We start from the raw sequence: 24,252 nt of genomic DNA, 5'->3' as shown, positions 1-24,252 counted from the left end.
GCGCCCATCTACAGTGAAGGTGGCCGTGCCTGGCCGGAGGTACCGTTCCGTGCCGGAGCGGTGTCGTCCGGACGCGGGTGCGCCGGCTCGATATTGACTGGCAGTGTGGAAGTCGGCCCGCGCGCCGCAGCGTCGGCAGGTGCCGTCTCCCTCCCCTCGTCAACGGGACGCGGCCATCCGCGCCCTGCCACTACGTCGCCAAGGACGCCATTATCGCCTGTCGCGAGCGGCTTGCCCAAATCCATCGTCGGCAGTTGCGGCAGATTCACCTCCGGCAACGCCATCTCGGGCAGCTGCGCCTGCATCCAGCGCACCCCGGGTTGCAGCAGCGGCCGCACCTGCGAGGTCTGCCAGGCCGGCTCCTGCGGCAGCGGCGTGAAGGCGGCCAGCATCAGCAGCACGCAGCCCAGGAAGGCGCCGCGGACCAGGCCCAATGCACCGCCCAGCAGGCGGTCGGCACCGGTCAGGCAGGTCACTTTCACGGCCGCCTTGATCAGCATGCCGATCAGGCCGACGGCGATCATGACGATCAGGAACACCCCCAGGTAGCCGGCAACGTAATGGCCGGTGCCCGGTTCCAGCGGCGCCGCCCACCAATGGGCTGCGTCATTGCCGAACAGGAACGCGGCCCAGCCGGCCAGCAGCCAGGACAGCGTGCTGACCACGATGCCGACGAAGCCGCGCATCAGGCCAAGCAGGACGGAGGCCCCGATCAGGACCAGCAGGACGATGTCGATCATGCCGGCAGGCCGCGCGGTAGGCGCCGTCCAGCGGGTGCGGGGCGGCGCAGCTCAGGCATCAGGGGTGCGGGCGGACCATGCCGGCCACGCCGACCTTGGCGGCCACCTGGGCCTTGAGGTTCTCGGCATCGGCGCGGTTGGCGACCGGCCCGACGCGGACCCGGTTGAGGGTGCCCTTGTCGGTACGGACCTGCTCCACGAAGGCGCTGAAGCCGGCGGCGCGGACTTTGTCGCGCAGCGCGTTGGCCTCGGCCGCCTGGCCGAAGGCACCGAGCTGCACGGCGAAACCGACGCTGCTGGCGGCCGGGGCCGCCGGAGCAGCCGGTGCCGCGACGGCAGTCTCGGGATTGGGCGCCGGGGCCGGCTTGGGCTCGGGCTTGGGCGCGGCCGGCTTCGGTTCGGGCTTGGCGGCCGCGACCGGCTCGGCCGGCAGGGATTCGGTTTTCACGGTATTGCCCGCCGGCGCGGCGGCAGCACTGGAGGCGGCCGGAGCCGCCGACGGGGCCGGTGCAGGGCCGGCCGGCGTGGCGGCAACCGCGGTATCGGCGCGGGCATCCAGGGTGATGACCTCGGCCTTGACGTCATTGCGCACCTTCACCGCCTGCAGGCGGCCGGCTTCGGCCAGCGCGCGATCGGCGTAGGGACCGACGCGCACGCGCCAGGCCTGACGACCGTTGATCGTGGCCGGCTCGCGGAAGCCGGCGAGCTGGGCGCTCTTCAACGAAGCGATGACGCGGTCGGCATCGGCTTCGGTGGCATAGGCACCGAAGCTGACGGCGTAGTTGCCGGCGGCGACGGCCGGCGAGGTGTCTGCCGGCGCCGGATCGGCGGCGAGCGCAGCGCTGTCGGCCAGCGGCTGGGTCGTGGATGCCCCGCTCCGCAGGCCGGTGGCGCCACCGGTGGGGGCGACCAGCGGCAGCTCGCGGGTTTCGAACTGGCCATCCGACGGCGCGGCCGGTGCACTGATCGGCACGTTGGCGACACCACTGTCAGGTGCGGGACCCTTGACCAGCATGGGCAGGAAAATCACGGCCAACGCCACCAGGACGATGGCACCAATCAGTCGCTGTTTCAGAGGAGTATCCACGTGAAGGCAGGCAGGCGGCGCGGCGGAATGCCACGGCGATTATACGGGTGCGCGCGTGTGCGGCGGCTGATGCGGCTGAACGGCGCTGCAAAGCCCCCTCAGGCGCCGGGTTCGAGGGTCTGCAGCGCCTGCGCGGCGGTGTGGAAGGAGCCGAACACCAGCACGCGATCGCCGGCCTTGGCCTGCGCCACGGCATGCTGCAGGGCGTCCACGACGGTGGCGTGCGGTGTCGCGCCGGCCGCAGCCGTACCGGCCAGGCGTGCCCGCAGTTCCTCGGCGCTCTGCGCACGTGCCCCCTCCAGCCCGGCCAGGTGCCACTGCTGGACCTGATCGGCCAAGGCCTCGACCACCCCGGCGGCATCCTTGTCCTGCAGGGCGGCAAACACCGCGATGGTGTCGCCGGTGACGCGACTGGCCTTCAGCGCGGTGGCCAGTTCGCGCGCGGCCTGCGGGTTGTGACCGACATCGACCAGCACCTCCACGCCGTCACGATCAAAGGCCTGCAGGCGGCCACGGATACGCGCGGCGGCAACGCCTTCGATGAAGGCGGTGCGCGGCAGCGGGCGATCCAGCGCACGCAGCGCGGCGATCGCCGTCGCGGCATTGGCGCGCTGGATGGGCCCGCGCAGCGTCGGGTGCGGCAGTTCGATACGGAAGCCGACATCGCGCCAGCGCCAGCGCTCGCCATCGATGGCATCGGCGAAGAAATCGCTGCCACCCCGGATGGCGTTGGCACCCACCAGATAGGCACGCGCGAGCACACTCGAGGGCGGATCGATTTCGCCGAGGATGACCGGCTTCCACCCACGGATGATGCCGGCCTTCTCGGTCCCGATCGCTTCGCGGTCCTCGCCCAGCCAGTCGCTGTGGTCGATGTCGACGGTGGTGATCACCGCCACGTCGCCATCGACGATGTTGACCGCATCCAGACGGCCGCCAAGGCCGACCTCAAGCACGGCCAGATCCAGGCCCGCCTGCGCAAACAGCTGCAGGGCGGCCAACGTGCCGTATTCGAAGTAGGTCAGCGTGGTGTCGCCACGCGCGTCTTCGATCGCGTTGAAGGCCGCCATCAGGGCGTCATCGGTAGCGTCCTGGCCATCGATGCGCACGCGCTCGTTGTAGCGCAGCAGGTGCGGCGAGGTGTACGCACCGACCTTCCAGCCGGCAGCGCGCGCGATGGCCTCGATGAAGGCCACGGTGGAGCCTTTGCCGTTGGTGCCACCGACCACGATGCTGCGCTCGGCCGGCGCGCCCAGCCCCATCGCCTGCGCCACGGTACGCACCCGGTCCAGCCCCATGTCGATGGTGGCGGGGTGCTGCTGCTCGATGTAGCTGAGCCAATCGGAGAGGGTCTGCGGGCGGGCGGTGGTGGTCATGGTCGTTGGATCGGAATCGTTGGGGCGGACGGCAGGATGGGACGCAGTGCGTTACAGCGCGCGGTGCTTGGCTTCGCCGAAGAACGGCGTGTGGTGCGCGCAGTCGTTGAGGCGCACGACTTCAAGCTGATCGAGGTCGGGGCCTTCGAGCAGGTTCAGCGTGGTCGGTGCCTGGCGGAAGGTCCACAGGCGCGAGATCGGCAGGCCGAGGATGCGGCACAGGATCACGCGGTTGACGGCGTCATGGGCGACCACCAGCAGGGTGTCGTGCTCGCCCAGGCCTTCAGCGGCACGGGCCAGGCCACGCCAGCTGCGTTCGAGCACCAGGCGCAGCGATTCGCCGCCGGGCATCAGGACGGTATCGGGCTCTTCGCGCCAGGCGCGCAGGCGGGAGGGATCCTTGTCGTGGATTTCGCTGGCCAGCAGGCCTTCCCATTCGCCGTGGGCGATTTCCTGGAGGTCCGGCTCGGTCTGCAGCATCGGGGCACGGTCTGCACCCAGGGCGAGCTGGGCGGTGAGCTGGGCACGCGAGAGCGGCGAGGCGACGGCGCGGGTGATGTCGACGGACTTCAGACGTTCCCCCAGTGCCTTGGCCTGGGCTTCGCCGATCGGCGACAACGGGATATCGATCTGGCCTTGGTAGCGGCCTTCGGCATTCCACGGCGTTTCGCCGTGACGGGCAAGCAGGATGCGCATGCGGACAAGGGGTCCTTGGGGGAGGAGGTTCCGGCGCTTCGTTCACATCCTGTGAAAGCACGCGGAACAGGGATGATACCCGGTCGCGGCTGTGAAGCTGTGCGGCTGTTTGGTGCACGTGATCTGCTTGCTCGGCGGCTTGGTGGCGGATGGCTCGTAAAGCATGGCGCCTGACGGCCCCGCGCAGGCTGAGGCCGGGTAGCCTCTGGCAGGACGCGCCGTGAACCCAGCCCTGCCCGGCGCGCTCCTTCAGGGAAAAACAAGACGCCTCGCGTTGGAGGTATAGCGGACCATAAAAAAACCCCGCAGATGTCGCTGCGGGGTTCTGGAAACCGACGGGGCGGCTTACTTGCTGAGGTTCAGTTCTTTCAGCAGCTGCGGCGCCGGCGCCACTTCCTGCATGATCCACTGCATGTAACGGCTGTCGACCGCGATCATGCGGGTCATCACCGGATCGAACACCCAGTTCGAACTCACCGACTCCCAGTTGCCATCGAAGGCCAGGCCGACCAGCTTGCCGTTGGCGTCCAGCACCGGCGAACCGGAGTTGCCGCCGGTGATGTCCAGGTTGGACAGGAAGTTCACCGGCACCGAGCCGATGCGCTTGTCTTCCAGGCCGCCGTAACGCTTGGCCTTGACCGCATCGAGCAGCGCCTTCGGCGAATCAAACGGATCTTCGCCGGTTTCCTTGGCCGCCACGCCTTCCAGGGTGGTGAACGGGGTGTAGTTCACGCCATCCTTGCCGTAGCCCATGACGTTGCCGAAGGTGATGCGCAGCGACAGGTTGGCGTCCGGATAGACGAACTCGCCCTTGCTCTTCTTGTAGTCGGCCACGGCCTGCAGATACAGCGGGCGCGACACCAGCGACTCGCCTTCGCGGGTCTTCTTCTGCTCTTCCTGCTTGAGCAGCGCCGGCATCACCGCCACCGCGTACTGGATGGCCGGATCGGTGCTGGCCTCGAACGCCGCACGGTCGGCCTTGAACCACGTCAGGCGCTCATCCAGGCTGCCCAGCTTGGTGCCCGAGAGCTTGCCAACCAGAGCCTGCACGGCGGCCGCATCGCTGCCGGCCAGCCACTGGTTGAGCACCTCGTTGGTGCGCTGCGCGGCCGGCAGGGCCACGTACTGGCTCAGCCAGTAGGTCTGCAGCTGCTGGTCCATGCGCGGCACGTAACGGCGGTCCATCTGCTTCAGGCCGCCTTCGATGGAGGGAAGATCGCGTTCCTGATAGCCGACTTCACGCTCGGCATCGGCCTTGCTGCGCTCGATCGAGAGGCGGTACAGGGTGATCGCCGAGCCCACGGCCGAGGTGCTGTTGAACTGGCTGACGAACAGGTCGCGCTCACGCGTGGCCTTGCTGGTGTCCAGGTGCTGGATCAGCTGCGCATGTGCCGCCAGGGCCGGCTTGCCGGCGGCGCCACGCTTCTTCAACCAGGCCAGCACGGCGGCTTCTTCGGCCTGCTTCTGGCCGGCCGCGTCGATGCGCTTGAAGCCTTCCAGCTGACCGGCGTAGTTCTTGGCCACGTTGTTCATGCTGGCCGCGGTGGCCGCGTACTTCACCTTGACGTCCGGGTCGGCCTTGCCAGCCTCGTCGATCATCTTCAGCACCGCGTTGTAGTGGCGCGCGATGGTCGGGTAGGTCCAGCTGGCGGTTTCATTGAACTCGCCGGCCAGCGCGTAGCGGTTGGTGCGGCCCGGGTAGCCGGCCACCATCACGAAGTCGTCGGCACCCAGCGGCTGGTCAGCGAACTTCAGGAAGTGCTTGGGCTGGTAGGGCACGTTGTCGGCCGAGAAGGCGGCCGGCTTGCCGTCCTTGCCCACGTAGGCGCGGTAGAACGAGAAATCGCCGGTGTGGCGCGGCCACATCCAGTTGTCGATGTCGCCACCGAACTTGCCGACGCTGCCCGGAGGCGCGTAAACCAGGCGCACGTCCTTGATTTCCATGTTGCGGAACAGACGGTAGGTGTTGCCGCCGGAGAAGCTGTACAGGCGGCAGCGGAAGCCGGCATCGGCTTCACACGCAGCGGTCTGGGCCTTGTCGAAGGCATCCAGCGCGCGGGTACGGGCCAGCGGGTTCTTGCCGGCGGCGGCGATCGCGGCCTTGGCCTGGTCGGTCACGTCGGTGATCTGGTCCAGCACGAACACGCGGGCGTTGGGGCCGGCGCTCAGCTCATCCTTCAGGGTCGGCGCGTTGAAGCCGTCCTTGATCAGGTTCTTTTCGGCCGTCGAATTCAGCTGGATCGCACCGTAGGCACAGTGGTGGTTGGTGACCACCAGGCCCTGCGGAGAGACGAAGCTGGCGGTGCAGCCACCCAGCGCCACCACCGCGCCCATCGGGTCGCCGGTCAGGTTGGAGATCTGCTCCGGGGACAGCTTCAGGCCGGCCTGCTTGAGCGGGCCGGCGATTTCCGGCAGCTGCTGCGGCACCCACATGCCTTCTGCGGCATGGGCGACCTGGACCAGCCCAAGGCTGGCGACGACGGAGAAAGCGAGCAGGTTCGAGCGCATAGAGCAGCCCCTGGTGAAAGAACCGCCGATTCTAGCCCAGCCGCTGCGCCGTCCCGAAGCCCGGTAGAGCCGACCCATGGTCGGCTGGCCGCACGCAGTGCGGCAATGAGGGGCATGGCCACCTCCCAGCCCACCCGCGCTGCAACATGGGAAAACCGCCAGCGGCTCTATAATCCGCGTTTTCCCCCAGACGAGTTCCACCCCGATGGCGCAGCAAACAATGAAGGCCCTGGTCAAACGCGAAGCCGCCAAGGGCATCTGGCTGGAAGAGGTTCCGGTTCCCACCCCCGGCCCGAACCAGGTCCTGATCAAGCTGGAAAAGACCGCTATCTGCGGTACCGACCTGCACATCTACCTGTGGGACGAGTGGAGCCAGCGCACGATCAAGCCCGGCCTGACCATCGGCCACGAGTTCGTCGGCCGCATCGCCGAGATCGGCCCGGGCGTGACCGGCTATGAAATCGGCCAGCGCGTCTCGGCCGAAGGCCATATCGTCTGCGGCCATTGCCGCAATTGCCGCGGTGGCCGCCAGCACCTGTGCCCGAACACCGTGGGCATCGGCGTCAACGTCAACGGCGCCTTCGCCGAATACATGGTGATGCCGGCCAGCAACCTGTGGCCGATCCCCGACCAGATCCCATCCGAGCTGGCCGCCTTCTTCGATCCGTACGGCAACGCCGCGCACTGCGCGCTGGAGTTCAACGTGATCGGCGAGGACGTGCTGATCACCGGTGCCGGCCCGATCGGCATCATCGCCGCCGGCATCTGCAAGCACATCGGTGCGCGCAACGTGGTGGTCACCGACGTCAATGATTTCCGCCTGAAGCTGGCCGCCGACATGGGCGCCACCCGCGTGGTGAACGTGTCCAACACCTCGCTCAAGGACGTGATGAAGGAACTGCACATGGAGGGCTTCGACGTGGGCCTGGAAATGAGCGGCAATCCGCGCGCGTTCAACGACATGCTCGACTGCATGTACCACGGCGGCAAGATCGCCATGCTCGGCATCATGCCCAAGGGCGCCGGCTGCGACTGGGACAAGATCATCTTCAAGGGCCTGACCGTGCAGGGCATCTACGGCCGCAAGATGTACGAGACCTGGTACAAGATGACCCAGCTGGTGCTGTCCGGTTTCCCGCTCGGCAAGGTGATGACCCACCAGTTGCCGATCGATGATTTCCAGAAGGGCTTTGACCTGATGGAACAGGGCAAGGCCGGCAAGGTCGTGCTGAGCTGGAACTGAGGCATCGCGCCGTTGGCGCGCCGGTCGGTGTCACGACCAACGGTCGTGACCTACCAGGCATGGTCGGTACGGGCCTCGGCGGTGGCATGGCCCCGGTAGGTACCGACCGTTGGTCGGTACGCGCCTCGGCAAACGAAAAAGGCGCCTTGCGGCGCCTTTTTCATGTCCATCGCAGCGTCAGGTCATTTGCCCACGGCCACGGTGAACACCACGCGGTTGTCCGCCAGCTTGCCGTTGTTGTCGCGACCAGCGCCGTCGGTACCGTGGTACCCCAGGCCCAGGTTGAACAGGCCGAACTGGCGGCTCACGCCGACGTTGAAGTCGGTGTAGTCCTTGCCGAAATCGGTCTCGAGCGAGGTACGGCCCACGTTCGCGCTCAGGGTGAAATCATTGGGCAGGCCCCACTCGCCGCCCACCGCGTAATACCAGCTCTTGGTATCGGACCCGGACAGGTCGTCGGTGTAGGCCACCGTCAGCTTGTACTGCTCGGCGAAGGTGGTGGTGGTGATCAGCTCGTTGTAGTTCAGCTCGCTGGCGCCCGGATAGGTGTAGCGGTTGAGCAGCACGTCGAAATTGACGCCGTCGGTGACATCCACCCCGTAGCCGATCAGGTAGTCGATCTCCGTGCTCGGGTCGCCCGGCCCGAAGTCCACGCCCGAGCCCCACACGCCCGCATACAGGCCGACCGGGGAGGTATAGGTGAAGCCGGCCTGCAGGGTCGGATCCTCATCGGTCTGGGATACACCACGGAACACGTAGTCCGATACGGCGGTGACGTTCCAGCTGAACGGCGATTCGGCCTCGTCCTGGGCGCTGGCGGCAAACGGGGCAAGCAGGGCGGCGCAGAGCACAGCGGCGGCGGTACAGCGCGTGGCGTGGTTCATGCGGGGTCTCTCCAGACGTGGGGTGGGCAGTGCAGCGGGGTTTACGGTTTTTTAACCTGATTGATATTGCGATGCAACAATCACGTGTGCAACCGTTTCGCCCACCGCCGGCCTGGCCAGACCCCGCCTGCGCCCCCGGGCCCGGCGCCGACAGGTAAAATCCCGGGTTTCCCGTGCCGAAGACTGCCTGCCATGACCGACGCCACCACCGCCTCGCTGACCCAGCACTACGTTGAAGAACTGGAAGCGATCCGCGCCCAGGGCCTGCTCAAGTCCGAACGCATCATCACCAGCCCGCAGTCGGCCGAGATCACCTTGGACGACGGACGTACGGTGCTGAACTTCTGCGCCAACAACTACCTGGGCCTGGCCGACCACCCCGACCTGATCCAGGCCGCCAAGGATGCGCTGGATACCCACGGCTTCGGCATGGCCTCGGTGCGCTTCATCTGCGGCACCCAGGACCTGCACAAGCAGCTGGAAAAGCAGATCGCCGATTTCTTCGGCAAGCAGGACACCATCCTGTACGCGGCCTGCTTCGACGCCAACGGTGGGCTGTTCGAGCCGCTGCTGGGCGAGCACGACGCGATCATTTCCGACGCGCTCAACCATGCCTCGATCATCGATGGCGTGCGCCTGTGCAAGGCCAAGCGTTTCCGCTACGCCAACTGCGACATGGCCGATCTGGAAGCCCAGCTGCAGGCCGCCGATGCGGCCGGCTGCAAGACCAAGCTGATCACCACCGACGGCGTGTTCTCGATGGACGGCTTCATCGCCCCGCTGGATGAGATCACCGCGCTGGCGAAGAAGTACAACGCGCTGGTCCACATCGACGAATGCCATGCCACCGGCTTCCTCGGCGCCACGGGCCGCGGCTCGGCCGAGGTCAAGGGCGTGCTGGAGAAGATCGACATCATCACCGGCACCCTGGGCAAGGCCATGGGCGGCGCACTGGGCGGTTTCACCTGCGCCAGCGCCGAAGTGATCGAACTGCTGCGCCAGCGCTCGCGCCCGTACCTGTTCTCCAACTCGCTGCCGCCGCACGTGGTCGCCGCCGGCATCAAGGCCTTCGAGATGCTGGCCGCCGCCGATGACCTGCGCGATACCCTGGCGCAGAACACCGCCTACTTCCGCGAGAAGATGACCGCGGCGGGCTTCGATGTGAAGCCGGGCGTGCATCCGATCAGCCCGGTGATGCTGTACGACGCGCCGCTGGCGCAGAAGTTCGCCGAGCGCCTGCTCGAGGAAGGCATCTACGCGATCGGCTTCTTCTTCCCGGTGGTGCCCAAGGGCCAGGCCCGCATCCGCACCCAGATCAGCGCCGCGCACACGCGTGCGCACCTGGACCGCGCCATCGATGCCTTCACCCGGATCGGCGTCGAGCTGGGCGTGATCAAGGCCTGAGAGCCCCAGCCGCCCCACGGTCGGCACGGCCGTCGCACCCGCGCGTCACGGAGGTAGAGCCGACCGTTGGTCGGCTGCCTCTCGTCGCAGGTCATGAACAGCCGATACGGGGCACGTCTTGCGTGCCCCAGCCGACCAACGGTCGGCTCTACCGTCGGTGGGGATTGTGGACATCGGATGCTGTGGCACGCCTTGCGTGCCTCAGCCGACCAACGGTCGGCTCTACCGTCGGTGCGACGCGCGCGGCGGGGTTACTTCTTCTTTTTCTTCTTGTCCTTGGCCTCTTCCTTGCTGGCCACCACCACCGGTGCCGCAACCGGACCATCCTGGCCATTGCCCTTGGCCACCCGGATACCGTTGGCCTTCATCCAGGCATCGAACTCATCGGCGCTCATGCGCTTGTCGCCATCGCTCATCAGGAAGCGGTAGCTGCCGCGGCCATCCAGTTCGGGGATCCTGATCTCCACCACCTTGTCGGTCACCGGCGGATCCTGTTTGGCGATCTGCTTGTGGCCGCCACAGGCGGTCAGCAGCGCGGCCGGCAACAGCAGGCAGGCGCCGCGGAACAGGGAACGGTTGAGGGTACTGACGTGCATGGTCTTACTCCCGGTGTTGAACGGAACGTCCCTTCGAAGGCCATCCATTGCCCGGGTCGATTGGCCTGCCACATGCCGGCAGGCCACAAGGTCACGGTGTGGCCGCGGCACTGTCGGCCACGGCATGAAGAAGTTCCAGATCGTGTTGGCTGAGCTCGCGCCAGGCGCCCTTGCCCAGCTCGCCCAGCGGCAGCTGGCCGATCGCCACGCGCACCAGGCGCAGCACGTTGATGTCGAATGCGGCGAGCAGGCGGCGGATATGCCGGTTGCGGCCTTCCTCCAGCACCACTTCCAGCCAGGCGGTCTTGTCGCCGCTGCGCAGCAGCGTGGCGCGCCGCGCCCGCAGCAGCTCGCCTTCGTCCTCGATCCCCGCGCACAACGCCTGCAGCTGCGCCGCATCGGGGATGGCATCGATCTGGACGTGATAGGTCTTGTCCGGGCCGGTGGCCGGATCGGTCAGGCGCGCGGCCCATTGCGGATCATTGCTGAAGAGCAGCAGCCCTTCGCTGGCCTTGTCCAGGCGCCCGACCGGCGCGATCCACGGCAGGCCGGCAGCATCGAAGCAGCGGTAAACGGTATCGCGACCGCGCTCGTCCTGCGCGGTGGTGACCAGGCCACGCGGCTTGTTGAGCATCAGGTGCACGCGCTTGGGCGCATCCAGCGGCTGACCATCCACGCGCACGTGATGGCGCCCGTCGATGATCGGAAATTCGGGGTTGTTGATGACACGGCCGTCGACCGTCACCCGGCCATCGGCGATCCAGCGTGCGGCTTCGGTGCGCGAGCACAGCCCGGCTTTGGACAGCACGCGCGCCAGACCATGCCGCGGTGCGCCCGCGGGGGGGCTGGAGGCGGCGTTGCGGGTGCCTGTTGCGGGGCTCGCACGCCGCTCGGGGCGGCGTGGTCGGGACGCGTTCGCGGCGGGTGGCCGGCGTGTCGTCATCGTGCTCCGCTCAGGCGGCTTACTTCTTGTCCGCCGGCTTGGTCTCAGCCGGTGCTTCGGTGGTGGCGGCCGGCACGGCAGCCGGTACCGGGCGCGCCTTGACCACGCGCACACCGCGCGCCTTCATCCAGGCGTCGAATTCTTCGGCGGTCATGCGCTTGCCGTTCTGGCTCATGTCAAAGCGCCACGGCGTGTTGTCGAACTCGGTCTGCGGCTTGTAGGCGGCCGGATCGTTCGGGTTGATCACCGGTGCACTGGGGATCGCCTTGGCGATGTTCTGGCAGCCGTCGATGCGCAGGCGCTGCAGCACGCTGTCCAGCGACTGCTCGCGGTCGTAGCTGGAGGTCAATACGCCGGCAGGCATGCCCAACTGGACGTTGCGGATGTACAGCTCTTCGGCCACCGGTGCGATCGCGGTGGCCGGCAGCGGCAGCGGCGATGCGCTGGCAGGTGCCGAACAGTCCACGGCAGCGTGGGCGGTGGGAACCAGGGCCAGGCCAAGCGCGGCGGCCAGTGCAAAACGCTGCATGGGATGCATCCAGGAAGGGGTCGACGCGGCGAGTTTAACAGCGCCACAACGTCTTTCAAGCGCCACCTTCAATGAATACGGCAACTTGTTGGATTTATTGTCGATTTTCAGGATTCGACCCGACCGCGCGCGCGGAAGGGCCTATGTGTCGAGGTGAGAGAAGACAAAAAAAAACAGGGCCCGGCAATGCCGGGCCCTGCTTATTGAGACTGTACTGCCAGAAGGATTAGTTCTGGACGTTCAGCTCGGTACGACGGTTCTTGGCGCGACCTTCCGGGTTATCCGAACCATCCGGGTTGGTGTTCGGCGCAATCGGGCGGCTCTCGCCGTAACCGATCGGACCGACCAGACGCGAAGCGTCAACGCCGTTCTGGGTCAGGTAGTTGTACACCGAGGTAGCACGACGCTCGGACAGCTTCTGGTTGTAAGCGTCGGTACCCTTGGAATCGGTGTGACCGGCCACTTCAACGCGCAGATCCGGGTAACGCTTCAGGATTTCCGAAGCCTCGCTCAGGATCGCAACCGCGTCCGGACGCAGGTTCGACTTATCGAAGTCGAAGTTCACGCCCTTCAGATCGATCGACACCGGGACCGGGCAACCGTCCGGACCGATGGTCTGACCCGGCTGCGAGTTCGGGCACTTGTCATCGCAGTTGTTGACGCCGTCACCGTCGTCATCCAGATCGGCGCAGCTCGGCGCAACCGGAGCCGGAGCCGGCACGGCAGCAACCGGGGCCGGGCCCAGCGGGATCACGACGCCGACCGAAGCCAGCACGTCGCCGAACCAGTCTTCGCTCGGAGCAGCAATGCTCTGGTCGTCGAAGTCAGCGCGGTAGGCCACTTCGGCACGCACGGCGACGCGCTTTTCGAAGGTGGTCTGCAGACCGACGCCGAGCTTGGCGGCGAAGTTGCCGTCCTTGCGCTCACGCGGACCGTTGGTGTTCAGCGCTGCGTACTCTTCTTCCGACTTCTGGTAGCCCAGGCCGAACAGCAGGTACGGGTTCCAGCCGCGGCCTTCCTGGATGAAGTGGCGACGCAGGTCGAGCGAGGCGCCGTACTGGCTCCAGTTCAGATCCTGGTTGGCGTCGAAGTTCGGGTTCTGGTAGTTCAGCTCGCCATCCAGCGACCAGTTGGGGCTGATGAACTTACCGAGGCCCAGGGTAACGAACGGAGCGTCGTTGGTCAGACGGTCGCTATCCTGGAAGTTGAAGCCGGCCGAACCGGTCAGGTACCAGCGGTCGTCAAAATCCTGCGCCGATGCAGCCTGGGCGAAAGCCAGACCGCCCAGCAGCGCGGCAGTGAGGATCTTCTTGTTCATTGAGTACAGCTCCTATTTCGGGGGTATGAAACCGGTAGAGGCATGGGCCAGCACTACTGCGTCGTTTTCAGACTGCCGATTCAGCACGCCACCGCCGCGAACATTATGCTCAGGCGAGTGAAGGTGATGTTAACAGTCCCGTAACATGTGAAGACGACCGCCAGACCTCTACCGGGTCCAGCTGGTGGCACCCTATACAGGTTGATGAAATTCCGCAAGACCCAGCAATGACAAGGGTTTTGCCTAATTCAGGCGACGTAGCGACACATTTTTCACGTTAGGGTTCAAATGGCGATTGCGCCTTGATTCAGCGCAAAAACAGCAGCGTCGTGATCCGTATGATGAGGGTGATTCCCCCGTATCCGGAGCCGATATGAAAGCCGTGGGATTGACCCAGTATCTGCCGATTGAAGACCCCGCCGCGCTGCAGGACCTGCGCATTGCGCCACCGGGCGTGCCGCAGGGACGCGACCTGCTGGTACGAATACATGCTGTTTCCGTCAATCCGGTCGACACCAAACAGCGCGCGCCGCGCCCGCAGCAGGAGAATCCTGCGCGCATCCTGGGGTATGACGCGGCCGGTGTGGTGGAGGCGGTGGGCCCGGAGGTCACGGCGTTCGCCCCCGGCGATGAGGTGTATTACGCGGGCGATGTCACCCGCTCCGGTTGCAATGCCCAATACCAGTGGGTGGACGAACGCCTGGTCGGGCGCAAACCCACCACGCTGGATTTCGCCGAGGCTGCAGCGTTGCCGCTGACCACGCTGACCGCATGGGAACTGCTGTTCCAGCGCATGCCGCTGCACTTTGAAGACAGCCGCCACCGCGGGCAGCACCTGTTGATCATCGGGGGTGCCGGCGGCGTCGGTTCGATTGCGATCCAGCTCGCGCGCCACGCCGGCTTCAGCGTGATCGCCACCGCCTCGCGCGAGCAGACCCGCGCGTGGTGCGTACAGATGGGCGCCGACCACGTGATCGATCATCGCCAGCCGCTGGCAGCGCAACTGCAGGCACTGGGCATCGCGCAGGTGCAGGTGGCGCTGAACCTGGCCGACACCGACCACTACTGGGAGGCGCTGGGCGAGCTGCTGGCCCCGCAGGGACATGTGGGGCTGATCGTTGAGCCGCGCGGACCATTGCGCATCGGCGATCCCTACAAAGCCAAATGTATCGGCATCCATTGGGAGTTCATGTTTGCCCGGTCGCGCTTCCAGACCGACGACATGATCGAACAGCACCGCATTCTGAGCCGGGCCGCCAGTCTGATCGACGCCGGCGAACTGCGCACGACCGCGCATACGCATCTGGGCTCGATCACGGCAGCGAACCTGCGCGAGGCACATCGTCAGCTGGAAGGCGGCGGCGTGATCGGCAAACTGGTGCTGTCCGGCTGGGACTGACGCGCGCGGCAATGTGTCTGCGCAGATTCGCGCGCATCTGTATCTGTCGGCCATGCGAAGGGCCCCCTACAGTCAGTGGCCCTTCCGGTGAAGCCGACATGCCCACGTCCCTGCCCCTGCGCCTGCTGCAACTCCTGCTTGGTCTGTTCCTGTATGGCTTCGGCGCGGCGGTGATGATCCGCGCGGCGATCGGCGTGGCGCCCTGGGATGTGCTGTCACAGGGCATCGCGCTGCAGACGCCGCTGTCCTTCGGCGTGGCCACCAATGTGATCGGCGCGCTGGTGCTGCTGCTGTGGTGGCCGATCCGGCAGAAGCCCGGTCTGGGCACCGTGCTCAACGTACTGCTGATCGGCCCCAGCGCGCAGTTCGGGCTGTGGCTGCTGCCGCAGGTGCAGGGCCTGGTCTGGCAGATCCCGATGTTCATCTGCGGCCTGCTGATGGTCGCGGTGGCCACCGGCCTGTACATCGGCGCACGCTTCGGCCCCGGCCCGCGCGATGGCCTGATGACCGGCCTGCACGCCCGCACCGGCTGGCCGATCTGGATCGTGCGCAGCGCGATCGAAGGCACCGTGCTGCTGATCGGCTGGTGGCTTGGCGGCAACGTCGGCGTGGGCACGCTCGCCTTCGCGCTGCTGATCGGCCCGTTGTGCGGCGTCACCCTGCCGCTGTTCGGTATCCGCAAGCCCAGCCCGGCAGCTGCCACGCCCTAGCGGGCGTCCGTGCCGACCAACGGTCGGCCCCCTGGCGGACACATGCCCTTGCTCTTCAGGGGCATTCGCGGCACCCTGCGGGCTTCCGTACGCAAGCGTATCCACATGTCGCCAGCCGCCGAATCCACCGCCTATCCGCACCTGTTCACCCCGCTCGACCTGGGCTTCACCCAGCTGCGCAACCGGGTCCTGATGGGGTCCATGCACACCGGCCTGGAAGACCGGGCGCGCGATTTCCCGCGCCTGGCGGCCTATTTCGCCGAGCGTGCCGCCGGCGGCGTCGGGCTGATCGTCACCGGTGGCTTCGCGCCCAACGTGGTTGGCTGGCTCAAGCCATTCGGCGGCAAGCTGTCCTGGCCGTGGGAGGTGCGACCGCATCGCCAGGTCACCCGGGCCGTGCACGACAACGGCAGCAAGATCTGCCTGCAGCTGCTGCATGCCGGCCGCTATGCCTACCACCCCCTCTCGGTGGCTCCCTCCAAGCTGAAGGCCCCGATCAACCCGTTCACCCCGCGGGCGCTGTCGGCGCGCGGGGTGGAGCGCCACATCGCCCATTACGCGCGCAGCGCGCGGCTGGCCCGCGAGGCCGGCTACGACGGCGTCGAGGTGATGGGCTCGGAAGGCTATCTGATCAATGAGTTCATCGCCCCGCGTACCAACCAGCGTACCGATCGCTGGGGCGGTGACGCCGCCCAGCGCATGCAGTTCGCCGTGGAGATCGTGCGTCGCATCCGCGAGGCCTGCGGCCCGGATTTCATCATCATCTACCGGCTCTCGCTGGTGGATCTGGTGCCCGACGGCAGCAACTGGGCCGAGATCGTGCAGCAGGCGCAGGCCATCGAAGCGGCGGGCGCGACCCTGATCAACGCCGGCATCGGCTGGCACGAGGCGCGCATCCCGACCATTGCCACCTCGGTACCGCGCGGCGCCTTCGCGGCGGTTACCGCCAAACTCAAACCGCACGTGCGCGTGCCGGTGATCGCGACCAACCGCATCAACATGCCCGACGTGGCCGAGCGCATCCTTGCCGCGGGCGGTGCCGACATGGTCTCGCTGGCGCGGCCGCTGCTGGCCGACCCGCAGTGGGCCAACAAGTCGCGCGCCGGCCGTCCGGAGGCGATCAACACCTGCATCGCCTGCAACCAGGCCTGTCTGGACCACGTGTTCGAGAACAAGACCGCCAGCTGCCTGGTCAACCCGCGTGCCGTGCACGAGACCGAACTGGTCTACCGCCCGACCAGCGCCCCGCGCCGGATCGCCGTGGTCGGCGCCGGCCCGGCCGGGCTGGCCTGCGCGACCGTGGCTGCCGAGCGCGGCCACGCGGTCACGCTGTTCGATGCCGGCAGCGAGATCGGCGGGCAGTTCAATGTCGCCAAGCGCATCCCGGGCAAGGAAGAATTCCACGAGACGCTGCGCTATTTCCGCCACAAGCTGGGCGAGACCGGCGTCGAGGTGAAGCTGGACACCGTGGCCGACGTGGCCGCGCTGGCCGGTTTCGACGCGGTGGTGATCGCCACCGGCATCACCCCGCGCCGGGTCGATTTCCCCGGTGCCGACCACCCCAAGGTGGTCACGTATCTGGATGTGCTGCTTGGCAGGGTCCAGGTGGGCAAGCAGGTCGCGATCATCGGCGCGGGCGGCATCGGCTTCGATGTCGGCGAGTTCCTGGTCCACGAAGGGCCCTCCTCCGCGCTGGACCCGGCACGCTGGATGGCCGAGTGGGGCGTGGACCCGACGTTCGAGGGCCGCGGCGCGCTCGCCAAACCGGCACCTGAAGCCCCCGCCCGCAAGGTCTGGCTGCTGCAGCGCAGCCCGGGCAAGCCCGGCGCCCGCCTGGGCAAGACCACCGGCTGGATCCACCGCGCCACGCTCAAGGCCAAGGGCGTGACCATGCTCGGTGGCGTGACGTACCTGGGTGTGGATGACGCCGGCCTGCGCATCCGCGTGGACGGCCAGGAACAGCTGCTGCCGGTGAGCCATGTGGTGGTCTGCGCCGGGCAGGAACCGCGCCGTGACCTGCACGCCGCACTGCAGGCCGCCGGCATCAACGCACAGCTGATTGGCGGTGCGGATGTGGCCGCCGAACTCGACGCCAAGCGCGCGATCGATCAGGGCAGCCGGGTCGCCGCCGCGCTCTGATCCGCATCGACATCAACCTGAATACGGGGCTGAACCGCCGATTCAGCCCTGCCTCCGAACCTGAATGTCAAGCTTTCGGGTTCAGGATGTATTGGGAAATCCCCCCCTATCGTGCGCCAACTTTCCCGCTCACCACCCAGTTCGAGTGAGCGCGCGGACCCCACGTCTATTCGGGTCCGCCCCCGGGCGGCCCCGATGGCCGCCTCCCCATGACGCCAAGTCGTAACCCTCGCCCCGTCCGAATGATCGGATGGAACAGCCAGGTGCGGCCCACACGGAGCAAGGAGATTTATGAAACTGGCCTGGATTCTCTGGCTGTCACAGTTGTTGCCGCAGCCTGCCGCCGATTCGTTGTGCCTGAGCACGACCGTTTACCTCGAAGCGCGTGACCAGACCCTGCGCGGCCAGCAAGCCGTCGCGGAAGTGGCCCTGCGCCGCCTGGACAGCGGCCTGTGGGGCGACTCGATGTGCCAGGTGGTGACCGCCCGCAAGCAGTTCGCCCCGACCATCGTCGCGCCCGGCACCCAGCTCGGCAACGCCGATGCCTGGCAGGAAGCGATGACGGTGGCCTTCGACGCCGAGCGCAACTGGGCCCTGCCGGCCGGTGAGCGCAAGGAGATCGTGCCCGGCGCCAGCCACTTCGCCGCCCTGGCGATCGCCAACCCGAGCTGGCGCAACGCCTACCAGGTGGCCACGATCGGTGATCACACCTTCTATCGCGTGCAGAAACTCAAGCCACGCGCGTCGTAACGATCTGTTACGGCCATACCGTTGAGGATGCGGGGCCGGCTCTGGAATAGTGGGCGGCTCACCTTCCACCCATCCGCAACGGAGTTCCCATGAAGCTGTACAGCAAGCCCGGAGCCTGCTCCACCGCCGATCACATCGCCCTGCAGTGGACCGGCCAGCCGTTCGAGGTGGAACTGCTCGACAAGGACACCCTGAAGGCGCCCGCGTTTCTGGCCATCAATCCGGCCGGTTCGGTCCCGGTGGTGGTCGATGGCGATTTCGTGCTGACCCAGAACGCCGCCATCATGGGTTACATCGCCGATACCCACCCGCAGGCCGGCCTGACCGGTGACGGCAGCCCCAAGCAGCGCGCCGAAGCCACCCGTTGGCTGTCCTTCGTCAATTCGGACCTGCACCCGGCGTTCAAGCCGCTGTTCGGGCCGGGCACCTTCCTCGAAGACGACACCCAGTACGACGCGCTCCGCGCCGCCGCCCGCAAGCGCCTGCGCAGCCTGTTCGAGCGCGCCGATGCGCAGCTGGCCGACCGCCCGTGGCTGGCCGGATTCCGCAGTTTCGCCGATCCGTACTTCTACATCACCCTGCGCTGGGCGGCGGGCGCGAAGATCGACCTGAGCGGCCTGGACAACCTCGCCGCCTTCAAGCAGCGCATGGAGGCCGATACCGGCGTGCAGGCAGTGCTGAAGGCCGAAGGCCTCCTGTAGAGCCACCCCATGGGTGGCTGCAGGCGGTCCGGCCAGAACACACGCGTCCGGCCGGACAAGGAGCCACGCATGGCGTGGCTCTACCCGATCGTACGCACCACGGTGCCCTCGGCATCGCGCAGCTCGCTCGGCTCCACCACCACCTGCAGCGCCGGCCAACCCGGGATCGCATAGGTGCCACGGCGGGGCATGACCGTGGCGACCAGTGCCTGCACCGTGGCCGGGGCCAACCGGCATTCCAGCGCATCGCCCTCGACCACCAGCGCATTGGCGGCCGCCGGCGACAGCGTGATCTGCCGATCGTTGCCGACCAGCGTCAATGGCTGGCCGAACAGCAACCGCGCCGGCAGCAACGCGAGCAGCGATTCCACCTGGCGCGCTCCCAGGGTCACGGTCACCTGCTGCGCATCTCCCTCGCCCTGCACCGACCCGCCCAGCTTTTCCAGGAACAGATAGGCCGTCTGCGAGCCCTCGCGCGCCGCACCTTCGGCGACCGCGGCAGCCAGTGCGGGATCGTCCAGCAGCGAGTCACGCGCGATATCGGTGATCCACAGCGGCATCTTCGGCAGCAGCGCCTCGAGCACGCCGGTGGTCGACCAGCGCTTCACCGCCTCCATCTCGTCATCGGTCAGCCCGATCACCTGCAGGAACGCCAGCGAACCGTTGGGCGTCTCGCGGGGCGGCAGCTGCGGGTCGCGCATGAAGGCGACGTGGCGCAGCAGCGTATCGGTGTCGGCGGCGATCGGACCGCCCGCATTGAGGTAGTGGCCCTGCTGGAACACCTTGCCGTTGGCGAACACGTAGCGCGCCAGGTTCTGCAGGAAATTCATCGCCCACGGCGGTGGCTCGCTGCCCGCCGCGGCGGCAACCCGGAAGCTCAGCTCGAAGCCGTACCCACTGGTGGCCGGATCATCGCTCTCTTTTTCGTACAGCTCGGAGAAGCCATAGCTGACGAAGTGCCAGTGCGGCAGCGGGATATCGTTCCAGTACGCGCTGATGCCGTCCAGCGGATCCTCGCCGCCCAGCAGCGAGCGCAACACCGGGCCGTAATGCTGCGGCGCCTGCGTGGGATACACCGCCTTCAACGCCGCATCGATGGCATCCCACCCGGGGGCGCCGTCGTCCTCGATCTCATCCACCATCGCTATTCTCCCGCACACGTAACAACACGCATTCTAAACAGCGTGCTGCCCGGCCGCCGTCGACGTATCGCCTCACGCGATCACGGGCTCGGTCTGCAGCAGCGCGCGTGTCTCGTCCATCCAGCGGTTGGCCAGCGCCGGGCTTTTTGCCTTGCTGATCGCAGCGGCCAGGTCCGGCCACAGCTTCTCCAGGCTGCCCGCATCGGTGCAGCGCTCGACTTTCAACTGCATGAAATAGCCCTTCAGACCGAGATGCCTGCGCACCGATTCGCTCATCCAGTCATACAGCCGCTTGTACAGCTCCGGATCCTGCTCGCGCCCGGCAGTCAGCGCCGCGGCGACCACCGGTGCGGCGCTGCCCCCGACGATCTCGATCAACCCCATCGCCGACAGCTGCGCCAGCGCATCGTCCGGCGCGCGCAGGCCCGGCAACAACGCGGTCAACGCGTCGTCATCGCGCTGACCATCGACCATCAGCAGCAGGGACCGCAGCGCCGGCGGCAAGCGCCGCGCACGGTCCTCGATTTCCTGACGGCCAGCGGCCGTCTTGGCCTGGATATACGCCATGTGTTCCCCCTTCACGTGGTGCCGTACCACGCGTAGGCCGGCCGTTCGCCGCTACCTGCGCGCCCCTGTGATCTTCCAGGCCCTCCGTGTCCGGCGGCCGCCCCAGGCGCGCCGTGTCCCCAGCGCGCGGCGTGCCGCCGACAAGGCCTGCAACGATCACGTCCGCAGCTTACCCGAGCGTTCGCCTCGCCGGTAATGCGCTGCAGCATCGTGCAGGGGGCTACAGCGTCAGCTCCCCAGTGCGCGCCGGATCTCGTCCAAGGCCGCCGGGTCGTCCAGGGTCGACAGATCACCCGGATCACGTTCCTCGGCCAGCGCCTGCAGCGAGCGCCGCAGCAGCTTGCCCGAACGCGTCTTGGGCAGCGCGTTGACGATATGGATGTGCGCCGGCCGTGCGACCGCGCCCAGGGTGTTGGTCACCCGCTGCATCATCTCGGCCGCCACGGCACTGCCGTCGCCCTGCAGGGCCTGCTTGAGGGTGACGAACACCAGCGGCACCTGGCCCTTGAGTTCATCCTTGACCCCGATCACGGCGGCCTCGGCCACCAGCGGATGGCCGGCGATGCATTCTTCGATCTCGCGCGTGCCCAGGCGGTGCCCGGCCACGTTGATGACATCGTCGGTGCGGCCGAGGATGAAGGTGTAGCCGTCTTCGTCCTGGATCGCCCAGTCCAGCGAGCTGTAGAGCAGTTCCTTGAAGTGGCTGAAGTAGCTCTGGATGAAGCGCGCATCGTCCTTCCAGACGGTGGTCATGCAGCCCGGTGGCAAGGGCGGGATCATGACCAGCACGCCCTTCTGGCCCGGTGCGACGGTCTCGCCGGTGTTCTCGTCGATCACCTTCATCCGGTAGCCGAGGTTCGGGAAACCGGGCGAGCCGAAGCGCACCGGTTTCATGTCCACGCCCGGCAGCAGGGTCAGTGCCGGCCAACCGGTTTCGGTCTGCCAGTAGTTGTCGATGATCGGCTTGCCGAGTGCGTCGTTGATCCAGTGCGCGGTCGGTTCGTCGAGCGGTTCGCCGGCAAGGAAGACGTACTTCAGCGCCGCCAGGTCGTGGCGGCGGATGAAGTCCGCATCGTGTTTCTTGAGCACGCGGATCGCGGTGGGTGAGGAGAACAGCGTGCGCACGCCGTACTGTTCGCACAGCGCCCACCAGATGCCCGGGTCCGGGTGGGTCGGCAGCCCTTCGTACAGCAGCGAGGTGCAGCCGCCGATCAGCGGGCCGTACACGTTATAGGAATGCCCGACCGCCCAGCCCACGTCCGAGGTGGAGAACATCACCTGGCCGGGCTTGCAGTCGAACACCGTCTCCATCGACTGCGCCATCGCCACGGCGTAGCCGCCGACATCGCGCTGTACGCCCTTCGGCTTGCCGGTGGTGCCGGAGGTGTAGAGCAGATAGCTCGGCTCGCTGGATTCCAGCCATACCACCGGCACGTCCTGGTCACCCACCTCGGCACGCAGCGTGGCGTAGTCGACGTCGCGACCGGGCACCTTCGGCTCGGCAGGGTCCAGCCCGCGCGAGACGATCAACACATGCGGTGGCGGCGAGGCGGCTTCGGCGCAGGCGGCATCGACCATCGCCTTGTACGGAATCACCTTGCCACCGCGCTTGCCGGCGTCGGCGGCGATCAACAGCTTCGGTTCGGCGTCATCGATGCGCAGTGCCAGGTTGTGCGCGGCGAAGCCACCGAACACCACCGAGTGGATCGCCCCGATGCGTGCACACGCCAGCATCGCGAACACCGCTTCGGCCATGTTCGGCATGTAGATCACCACGCGGTCGCCACGCTGCACGTCCAGCCGCTGCAGCACGGCGGCGAAGGCATTCACTTCGCGGTGCAGTTCGCGGTAGGTGATCTCGCGGGTAACGCCGGTTTCGCTGGAGATGGCGACGAGGGCGAGCTGGTCGGGACGGTCGACCAGATGGCGGTCCACCGCGTTGTAGCAGAGGTTGGTTTCCCCGCCGACGAACCAGCGCCGGAACGGCGGATTGCTGTAGTCGAGGATCTGCTGCGGCGGTGTATGCCAGTAGATGCGCTGGGCCTCTTCGCCCCAGAACGCTTCGGGTTCATCGACCGAACGTCGATAGACATCTTCGTAACGCATGACGGCCCTCCCAGACAAAGTCATGGGATCGAGCATAGTCCGATGGTGAAGCGCGGGCCGTCCGACCTTGGTCGTAGGGGCGATCGGTGGGTCGGGCGCTGGGCCCCCATATCCTTGTAGGCGAAATAAAGGAGGAGGGGGCGGCCGAAGGCCGACGCCGGGGGACATTCGCCGGAAAGGGTATGGGGCCCAGCGCCCGACCCACCGACCGCCGCGCGGGAAAAGATGCGAAGAACCAAAAAAAACGCCGGGCAATGCCCGGCGTTTTTTCCAATCCGTACCGACCGACGGTATTCGCGCCGTCCTGGCGCTCACCCTCCGGGCCGGCGCTTTGCACCGTTGAGAACGGCTCCTGCCGTTCTCAACGGCACCCACCCGTGTGAGTGATCAGCCCAGCAGGTGGGCGACGCCGGAGCGCTCTTCTTCCAGCTCGGCCAGGGTCTTGTCGATGTACTTCTGGCTGAAGTCGTCGACCGGCAGATCCTTGACCAGGGTGTACTCGCCGTTCTCGGTGGTGACCGCGAAGCCGAAGATCACGCCTTCCGGAATGCCGTAGGAGCCGTCGGACGGCACGCCCATGGTGACCCACTTGCCGTTGCTGCCCAGCACCCAGTCACGGATGTGGTCGACGGCGGCATTGGCAGCCGAGGCCGCCGAGGAGGAGCCACGGGCTTCGATGATCGCCGCGCCGCGCTTGCCCACGGTCGGGATGAAGGTGGAGGCGTTCCATTCCTGGTCGTTGATCGCCTCGGCGATGGAGGCACCATCGGCAGTGGCGAAACGGTAATCCGGGTACATGGTCGGGCTGTGGTTGCCCCACACGATCAGCTTCTCCATGCCACCGACCGGCTTGCCGAGCTTGGTCGACAGCTGGCTCAGCGCACGGTTGTGGTCCAGGCGCAGCATGGCGGTGAAGTTGCGCGGGTTCAGATCCGGTGCCGACTTCATGGCGATGTAGGCGTTGGTGTTGGCCGGGTTGCCGACCACCAGCACCTTGACGTCACGCTTGGCGACCTTGTTCAGCGCCGCGCCCTGGGCGGTGAAGATCTTCGCGTTTTCCAGCAGCAGATCCTTGCGCTCCATGCCCGGGCCGCGCGGACGCGCGCCGACCAGCAGGGCGATATCGGCGTCCTTGAAGGCCACTTCGGCGTCATCGGTACCGACCATGCCGGCCAGCAGCGGGAAGGCGCAGTCTTCCAGTTCCATCATCACGCCGCGCAGGGCGGCCTGGGCCTTGTCGACCGGCAGCTCGAGCAGCTGCAGGATGACCGGCTGGTCCTTGCCCAGCATGTCGCCGGAGGCGATGCGGAACAGCAGGGCGTAGCCGATCTGGCCGGCGGCGCCGGTCACGGCAACACGAACAGGTGCTTTCATGGGGATTTCCTCTGCTAAGAAACGTAAAAACGGCCCCCTT

General features: G+C 67.0%; 21 protein-coding genes. 7 read left to right on the top strand and 14 right to left on the bottom strand.

Annotated features, from left to right (window positions below; translation table 11 throughout):
- Positions 1 to 8: 8 nt before the first annotated feature.
- From ABE571_RS14565 to ABE571_RS14545, 5 genes are all read right to left on the bottom strand, one after another.
- Complete coding sequence (locus ABE571_RS14565; RefSeq protein WP_346493927.1) at positions 9 to 740, bottom strand: CvpA family protein; 732 nt, start codon at positions 738 to 740, stop codon at positions 9 to 11.
- A gap of 58 nt (positions 741 to 798) precedes the next feature.
- The gene (locus ABE571_RS14560) at positions 799 to 1,827 is read right to left on the bottom strand and encodes an SPOR domain-containing protein (RefSeq protein ID WP_346493925.1); all 1,029 of its coding nucleotides are present in this window, start codon (positions 1,825 to 1,827) and stop codon (positions 799 to 801) included.
- Positions 1,828 to 1,925: 98 nt separating this feature from the next.
- A complete protein-coding gene (folC, locus tag ABE571_RS14555; RefSeq protein WP_346493923.1) occupies positions 1,926 to 3,203 on the bottom strand; it encodes a bifunctional tetrahydrofolate synthase/dihydrofolate synthase in 1,278 nt (425 codons plus the stop codon).
- 51 nt (positions 3,204 to 3,254) lie between these two features.
- Entirely contained in the window at positions 3,255 to 3,899 is a 645-nt protein-coding gene (locus ABE571_RS14550; RefSeq protein WP_313209597.1) for a histidine phosphatase family protein, read from the bottom strand.
- A 345-nt stretch (positions 3,900 to 4,244) separates the two neighbouring features.
- Entirely contained in the window at positions 4,245 to 6,407 is a 2,163-nt protein-coding gene (locus ABE571_RS14545; RefSeq protein ID WP_313209599.1) for a S46 family peptidase, read from the bottom strand.
- Between the two features lie 220 nt (positions 6,408 to 6,627).
- Between ABE571_RS14545 and tdh the strand changes: the two genes are divergently transcribed.
- Complete coding sequence (gene tdh, locus ABE571_RS14540; RefSeq protein ID WP_123728470.1) at positions 6,628 to 7,650, top strand: L-threonine 3-dehydrogenase; 1,023 nt, start codon at positions 6,628 to 6,630, stop codon at positions 7,648 to 7,650.
- 182 nt (positions 7,651 to 7,832) lie between these two features.
- On the opposite strand, the gene ABE571_RS14535 is transcribed toward tdh, so the two are convergent.
- On the bottom strand, positions 7,833 to 8,534 hold the full coding sequence (locus ABE571_RS14535) for a TorF family putative porin (RefSeq protein WP_137190938.1): 702 nt from the start codon (positions 8,532 to 8,534) through the stop codon (positions 7,833 to 7,835).
- 192 nt (positions 8,535 to 8,726) lie between these two features.
- Here ABE571_RS14535 and kbl point away from each other — a divergent pair, with 192 nt between their 5' ends.
- Positions 8,727 to 9,938, top strand: coding sequence for a glycine C-acetyltransferase (kbl, locus tag ABE571_RS14530; protein WP_346493921.1), 1,212 nt, complete (start codon positions 8,727 to 8,729; stop codon positions 9,936 to 9,938).
- 251 nt (positions 9,939 to 10,189) lie between these two features.
- Here kbl and ABE571_RS14525 read toward each other — a convergent pair whose 3' ends face one another.
- The 4 genes from ABE571_RS14525 to ABE571_RS14510 form a co-directional block, all read right to left on the bottom strand.
- Positions 10,190 to 10,534 carry a hypothetical protein gene (locus ABE571_RS14525; protein ID WP_313209605.1) on the bottom strand — a complete coding sequence of 115 codons (345 nt, stop codon included), beginning with the start codon at positions 10,532 to 10,534 and terminating at the stop codon, positions 10,190 to 10,192.
- Positions 10,535 to 10,625: 91 nt separating this feature from the next.
- A complete protein-coding gene (locus tag ABE571_RS14520) occupies positions 10,626 to 11,477 on the bottom strand; it encodes a pseudouridine synthase (protein WP_313217335.1) in 852 nt (283 codons plus the stop codon).
- A 19-nt stretch (positions 11,478 to 11,496) separates the two neighbouring features.
- Positions 11,497 to 12,006 carry a hypothetical protein gene (locus ABE571_RS14515; RefSeq protein WP_313209609.1) on the bottom strand — a complete coding sequence of 170 codons (510 nt, stop codon included), beginning with the start codon at positions 12,004 to 12,006 and terminating at the stop codon, positions 11,497 to 11,499.
- A gap of 226 nt (positions 12,007 to 12,232) precedes the next feature.
- Positions 12,233 to 13,324: an OmpA family protein gene (locus tag ABE571_RS14510; protein WP_088435197.1), complete on the bottom strand. Its 1,092-nt coding sequence runs from the start codon at positions 13,322 to 13,324 to the stop codon at positions 12,233 to 12,235.
- Between the two features lie 373 nt (positions 13,325 to 13,697).
- Here ABE571_RS14510 and ABE571_RS14505 point away from each other — a divergent pair, with 373 nt between their 5' ends.
- From ABE571_RS14505 to ABE571_RS14485, 5 genes are all read left to right on the top strand, one after another.
- Positions 13,698 to 14,723 carry a zinc-binding alcohol dehydrogenase family protein gene (locus tag ABE571_RS14505; RefSeq protein ID WP_346463654.1) on the top strand — a complete coding sequence of 342 codons (1,026 nt, stop codon included), beginning with the start codon at positions 13,698 to 13,700 and terminating at the stop codon, positions 14,721 to 14,723.
- A 98-nt stretch (positions 14,724 to 14,821) separates the two neighbouring features.
- Positions 14,822 to 15,433 carry a hypothetical protein gene (locus ABE571_RS14500; protein ID WP_313209615.1) on the top strand — a complete coding sequence of 204 codons (612 nt, stop codon included), beginning with the start codon at positions 14,822 to 14,824 and terminating at the stop codon, positions 15,431 to 15,433.
- A 105-nt stretch (positions 15,434 to 15,538) separates the two neighbouring features.
- The gene (locus ABE571_RS14495) at positions 15,539 to 17,572 is read left to right on the top strand and encodes an NADPH-dependent 2,4-dienoyl-CoA reductase (RefSeq protein ID WP_346493919.1); all 2,034 of its coding nucleotides are present in this window, start codon (positions 15,539 to 15,541) and stop codon (positions 17,570 to 17,572) included.
- Positions 17,573 to 17,863: 291 nt separating this feature from the next.
- The gene (locus tag ABE571_RS14490; RefSeq protein WP_088435200.1) at positions 17,864 to 18,322 is read left to right on the top strand and encodes a cell wall hydrolase; all 459 of its coding nucleotides are present in this window, start codon (positions 17,864 to 17,866) and stop codon (positions 18,320 to 18,322) included.
- An 89-nt stretch (positions 18,323 to 18,411) separates the two neighbouring features.
- Positions 18,412 to 19,023 carry a glutathione S-transferase N-terminal domain-containing protein gene (locus ABE571_RS14485; RefSeq protein WP_346493917.1) on the top strand — a complete coding sequence of 204 codons (612 nt, stop codon included), beginning with the start codon at positions 18,412 to 18,414 and terminating at the stop codon, positions 19,021 to 19,023.
- An 80-nt stretch (positions 19,024 to 19,103) separates the two neighbouring features.
- Here ABE571_RS14485 and ABE571_RS14480 read toward each other — a convergent pair whose 3' ends face one another.
- The 4 genes from ABE571_RS14480 to ABE571_RS14465 form a co-directional block, all read right to left on the bottom strand.
- Positions 19,104 to 20,165, bottom strand: a complete 1,062-nt coding sequence (locus ABE571_RS14480; RefSeq protein ID WP_346493915.1) for a suppressor of fused domain protein — start codon at positions 20,163 to 20,165, stop codon at positions 19,104 to 19,106.
- Between the two features lie 72 nt (positions 20,166 to 20,237).
- A complete protein-coding gene (locus ABE571_RS14475; protein WP_346493913.1) occupies positions 20,238 to 20,732 on the bottom strand; it encodes a hypothetical protein in 495 nt (164 codons plus the stop codon).
- A gap of 228 nt (positions 20,733 to 20,960) precedes the next feature.
- Positions 20,961 to 22,838, bottom strand: coding sequence for a propionate--CoA ligase (gene prpE / locus ABE571_RS14470; RefSeq protein ID WP_313217327.1), 1,878 nt, complete (start codon positions 22,836 to 22,838; stop codon positions 20,961 to 20,963).
- 387 nt (positions 22,839 to 23,225) lie between these two features.
- Positions 23,226 to 24,212, bottom strand: coding sequence for a malate dehydrogenase (locus tag ABE571_RS14465; protein ID WP_088435213.1), 987 nt, complete (start codon positions 24,210 to 24,212; stop codon positions 23,226 to 23,228).
- Positions 24,213 to 24,252 lie beyond the last annotated feature (40 nt).

It is taken from the genome of Stenotrophomonas sp. TWI273, from assembly GCF_039674765.1.
Taxonomy (GTDB): domain Bacteria; phylum Pseudomonadota; class Gammaproteobacteria; order Xanthomonadales; family Xanthomonadaceae; genus Stenotrophomonas.
The sequence above is the reverse complement of the archived record's forward strand: the minus strand, read 5'-3'. Positions and strand labels throughout refer to the sequence as shown.

Excerpts from the sequence above, each read along its gene's own strand:
- ABE571_RS14505 (WP_346463654.1), top strand. The coding sequence starts at position 13,698 with ATGAAAGCCGTGGGATTGACCCAGTATCTGCCGATTGAAGACCCCGCC.
- ABE571_RS14475 (WP_346493913.1), bottom strand. The coding sequence starts at position 20,732 with ATGGCGTATATCCAGGCCAAGACGGCCGCTGGCCGTCAGGAAATCGAG.
- ABE571_RS14485 (WP_346493917.1), top strand. The coding sequence starts at position 18,412 with ATGAAGCTGTACAGCAAGCCCGGAGCCTGCTCCACCGCCGATCACATC.
- ABE571_RS14495 (WP_346493919.1), top strand. The coding sequence starts at position 15,539 with ATGTCGCCAGCCGCCGAATCCACCGCCTATCCGCACCTGTTCACCCCG.
- ABE571_RS14550 (WP_313209597.1), bottom strand. The coding sequence starts at position 3,899 with ATGCGCATCCTGCTTGCCCGTCACGGCGAAACGCCGTGGAATGCCGAA.
- folC (WP_346493923.1), bottom strand. The coding sequence starts at position 3,203 with ATGACCACCACCGCCCGCCCGCAGACCCTCTCCGATTGGCTCAGCTAC.
- tdh (WP_123728470.1), top strand. The coding sequence starts at position 6,628 with ATGAAGGCCCTGGTCAAACGCGAAGCCGCCAAGGGCATCTGGCTGGAA.
- prpE (WP_313217327.1), bottom strand. The coding sequence starts at position 22,838 with ATGCGTTACGAAGATGTCTATCGACGTTCGGTCGATGAACCCGAAGCG.
- ABE571_RS14565 (WP_346493927.1), bottom strand. The coding sequence starts at position 740 with ATGATCGACATCGTCCTGCTGGTCCTGATCGGGGCCTCCGTCCTGCTT.
- ABE571_RS14510 (WP_088435197.1), bottom strand. The coding sequence starts at position 13,324 with ATGAACAAGAAGATCCTCACTGCCGCGCTGCTGGGCGGTCTGGCTTTC.
- ABE571_RS14535 (WP_137190938.1), bottom strand. The coding sequence starts at position 8,534 with ATGAACCACGCCACGCGCTGTACCGCCGCCGCTGTGCTCTGCGCCGCC.
- kbl (WP_346493921.1), top strand. The coding sequence starts at position 8,727 with ATGACCGACGCCACCACCGCCTCGCTGACCCAGCACTACGTTGAAGAA.
- ABE571_RS14480 (WP_346493915.1), bottom strand. The coding sequence starts at position 20,165 with ATGGTGGATGAGATCGAGGACGACGGCGCCCCCGGGTGGGATGCCATC.
- ABE571_RS14465 (WP_088435213.1), bottom strand. The coding sequence starts at position 24,212 with ATGAAAGCACCTGTTCGTGTTGCCGTGACCGGCGCCGCCGGCCAGATC.
- ABE571_RS14520 (WP_313217335.1), bottom strand. The coding sequence starts at position 11,477 with ATGACGACACGCCGGCCACCCGCCGCGAACGCGTCCCGACCACGCCGC.
- ABE571_RS14500 (WP_313209615.1), top strand. The coding sequence starts at position 14,822 with ATGCCCACGTCCCTGCCCCTGCGCCTGCTGCAACTCCTGCTTGGTCTG.
- ABE571_RS14490 (WP_088435200.1), top strand. The coding sequence starts at position 17,864 with ATGAAACTGGCCTGGATTCTCTGGCTGTCACAGTTGTTGCCGCAGCCT.
- ABE571_RS14525 (WP_313209605.1), bottom strand. The coding sequence starts at position 10,534 with ATGCACGTCAGTACCCTCAACCGTTCCCTGTTCCGCGGCGCCTGCCTG.
- ABE571_RS14545 (WP_313209599.1), bottom strand. The coding sequence starts at position 6,407 with ATGCGCTCGAACCTGCTCGCTTTCTCCGTCGTCGCCAGCCTTGGGCTG.
- ABE571_RS14515 (WP_313209609.1), bottom strand. The coding sequence starts at position 12,006 with ATGCAGCGTTTTGCACTGGCCGCCGCGCTTGGCCTGGCCCTGGTTCCC.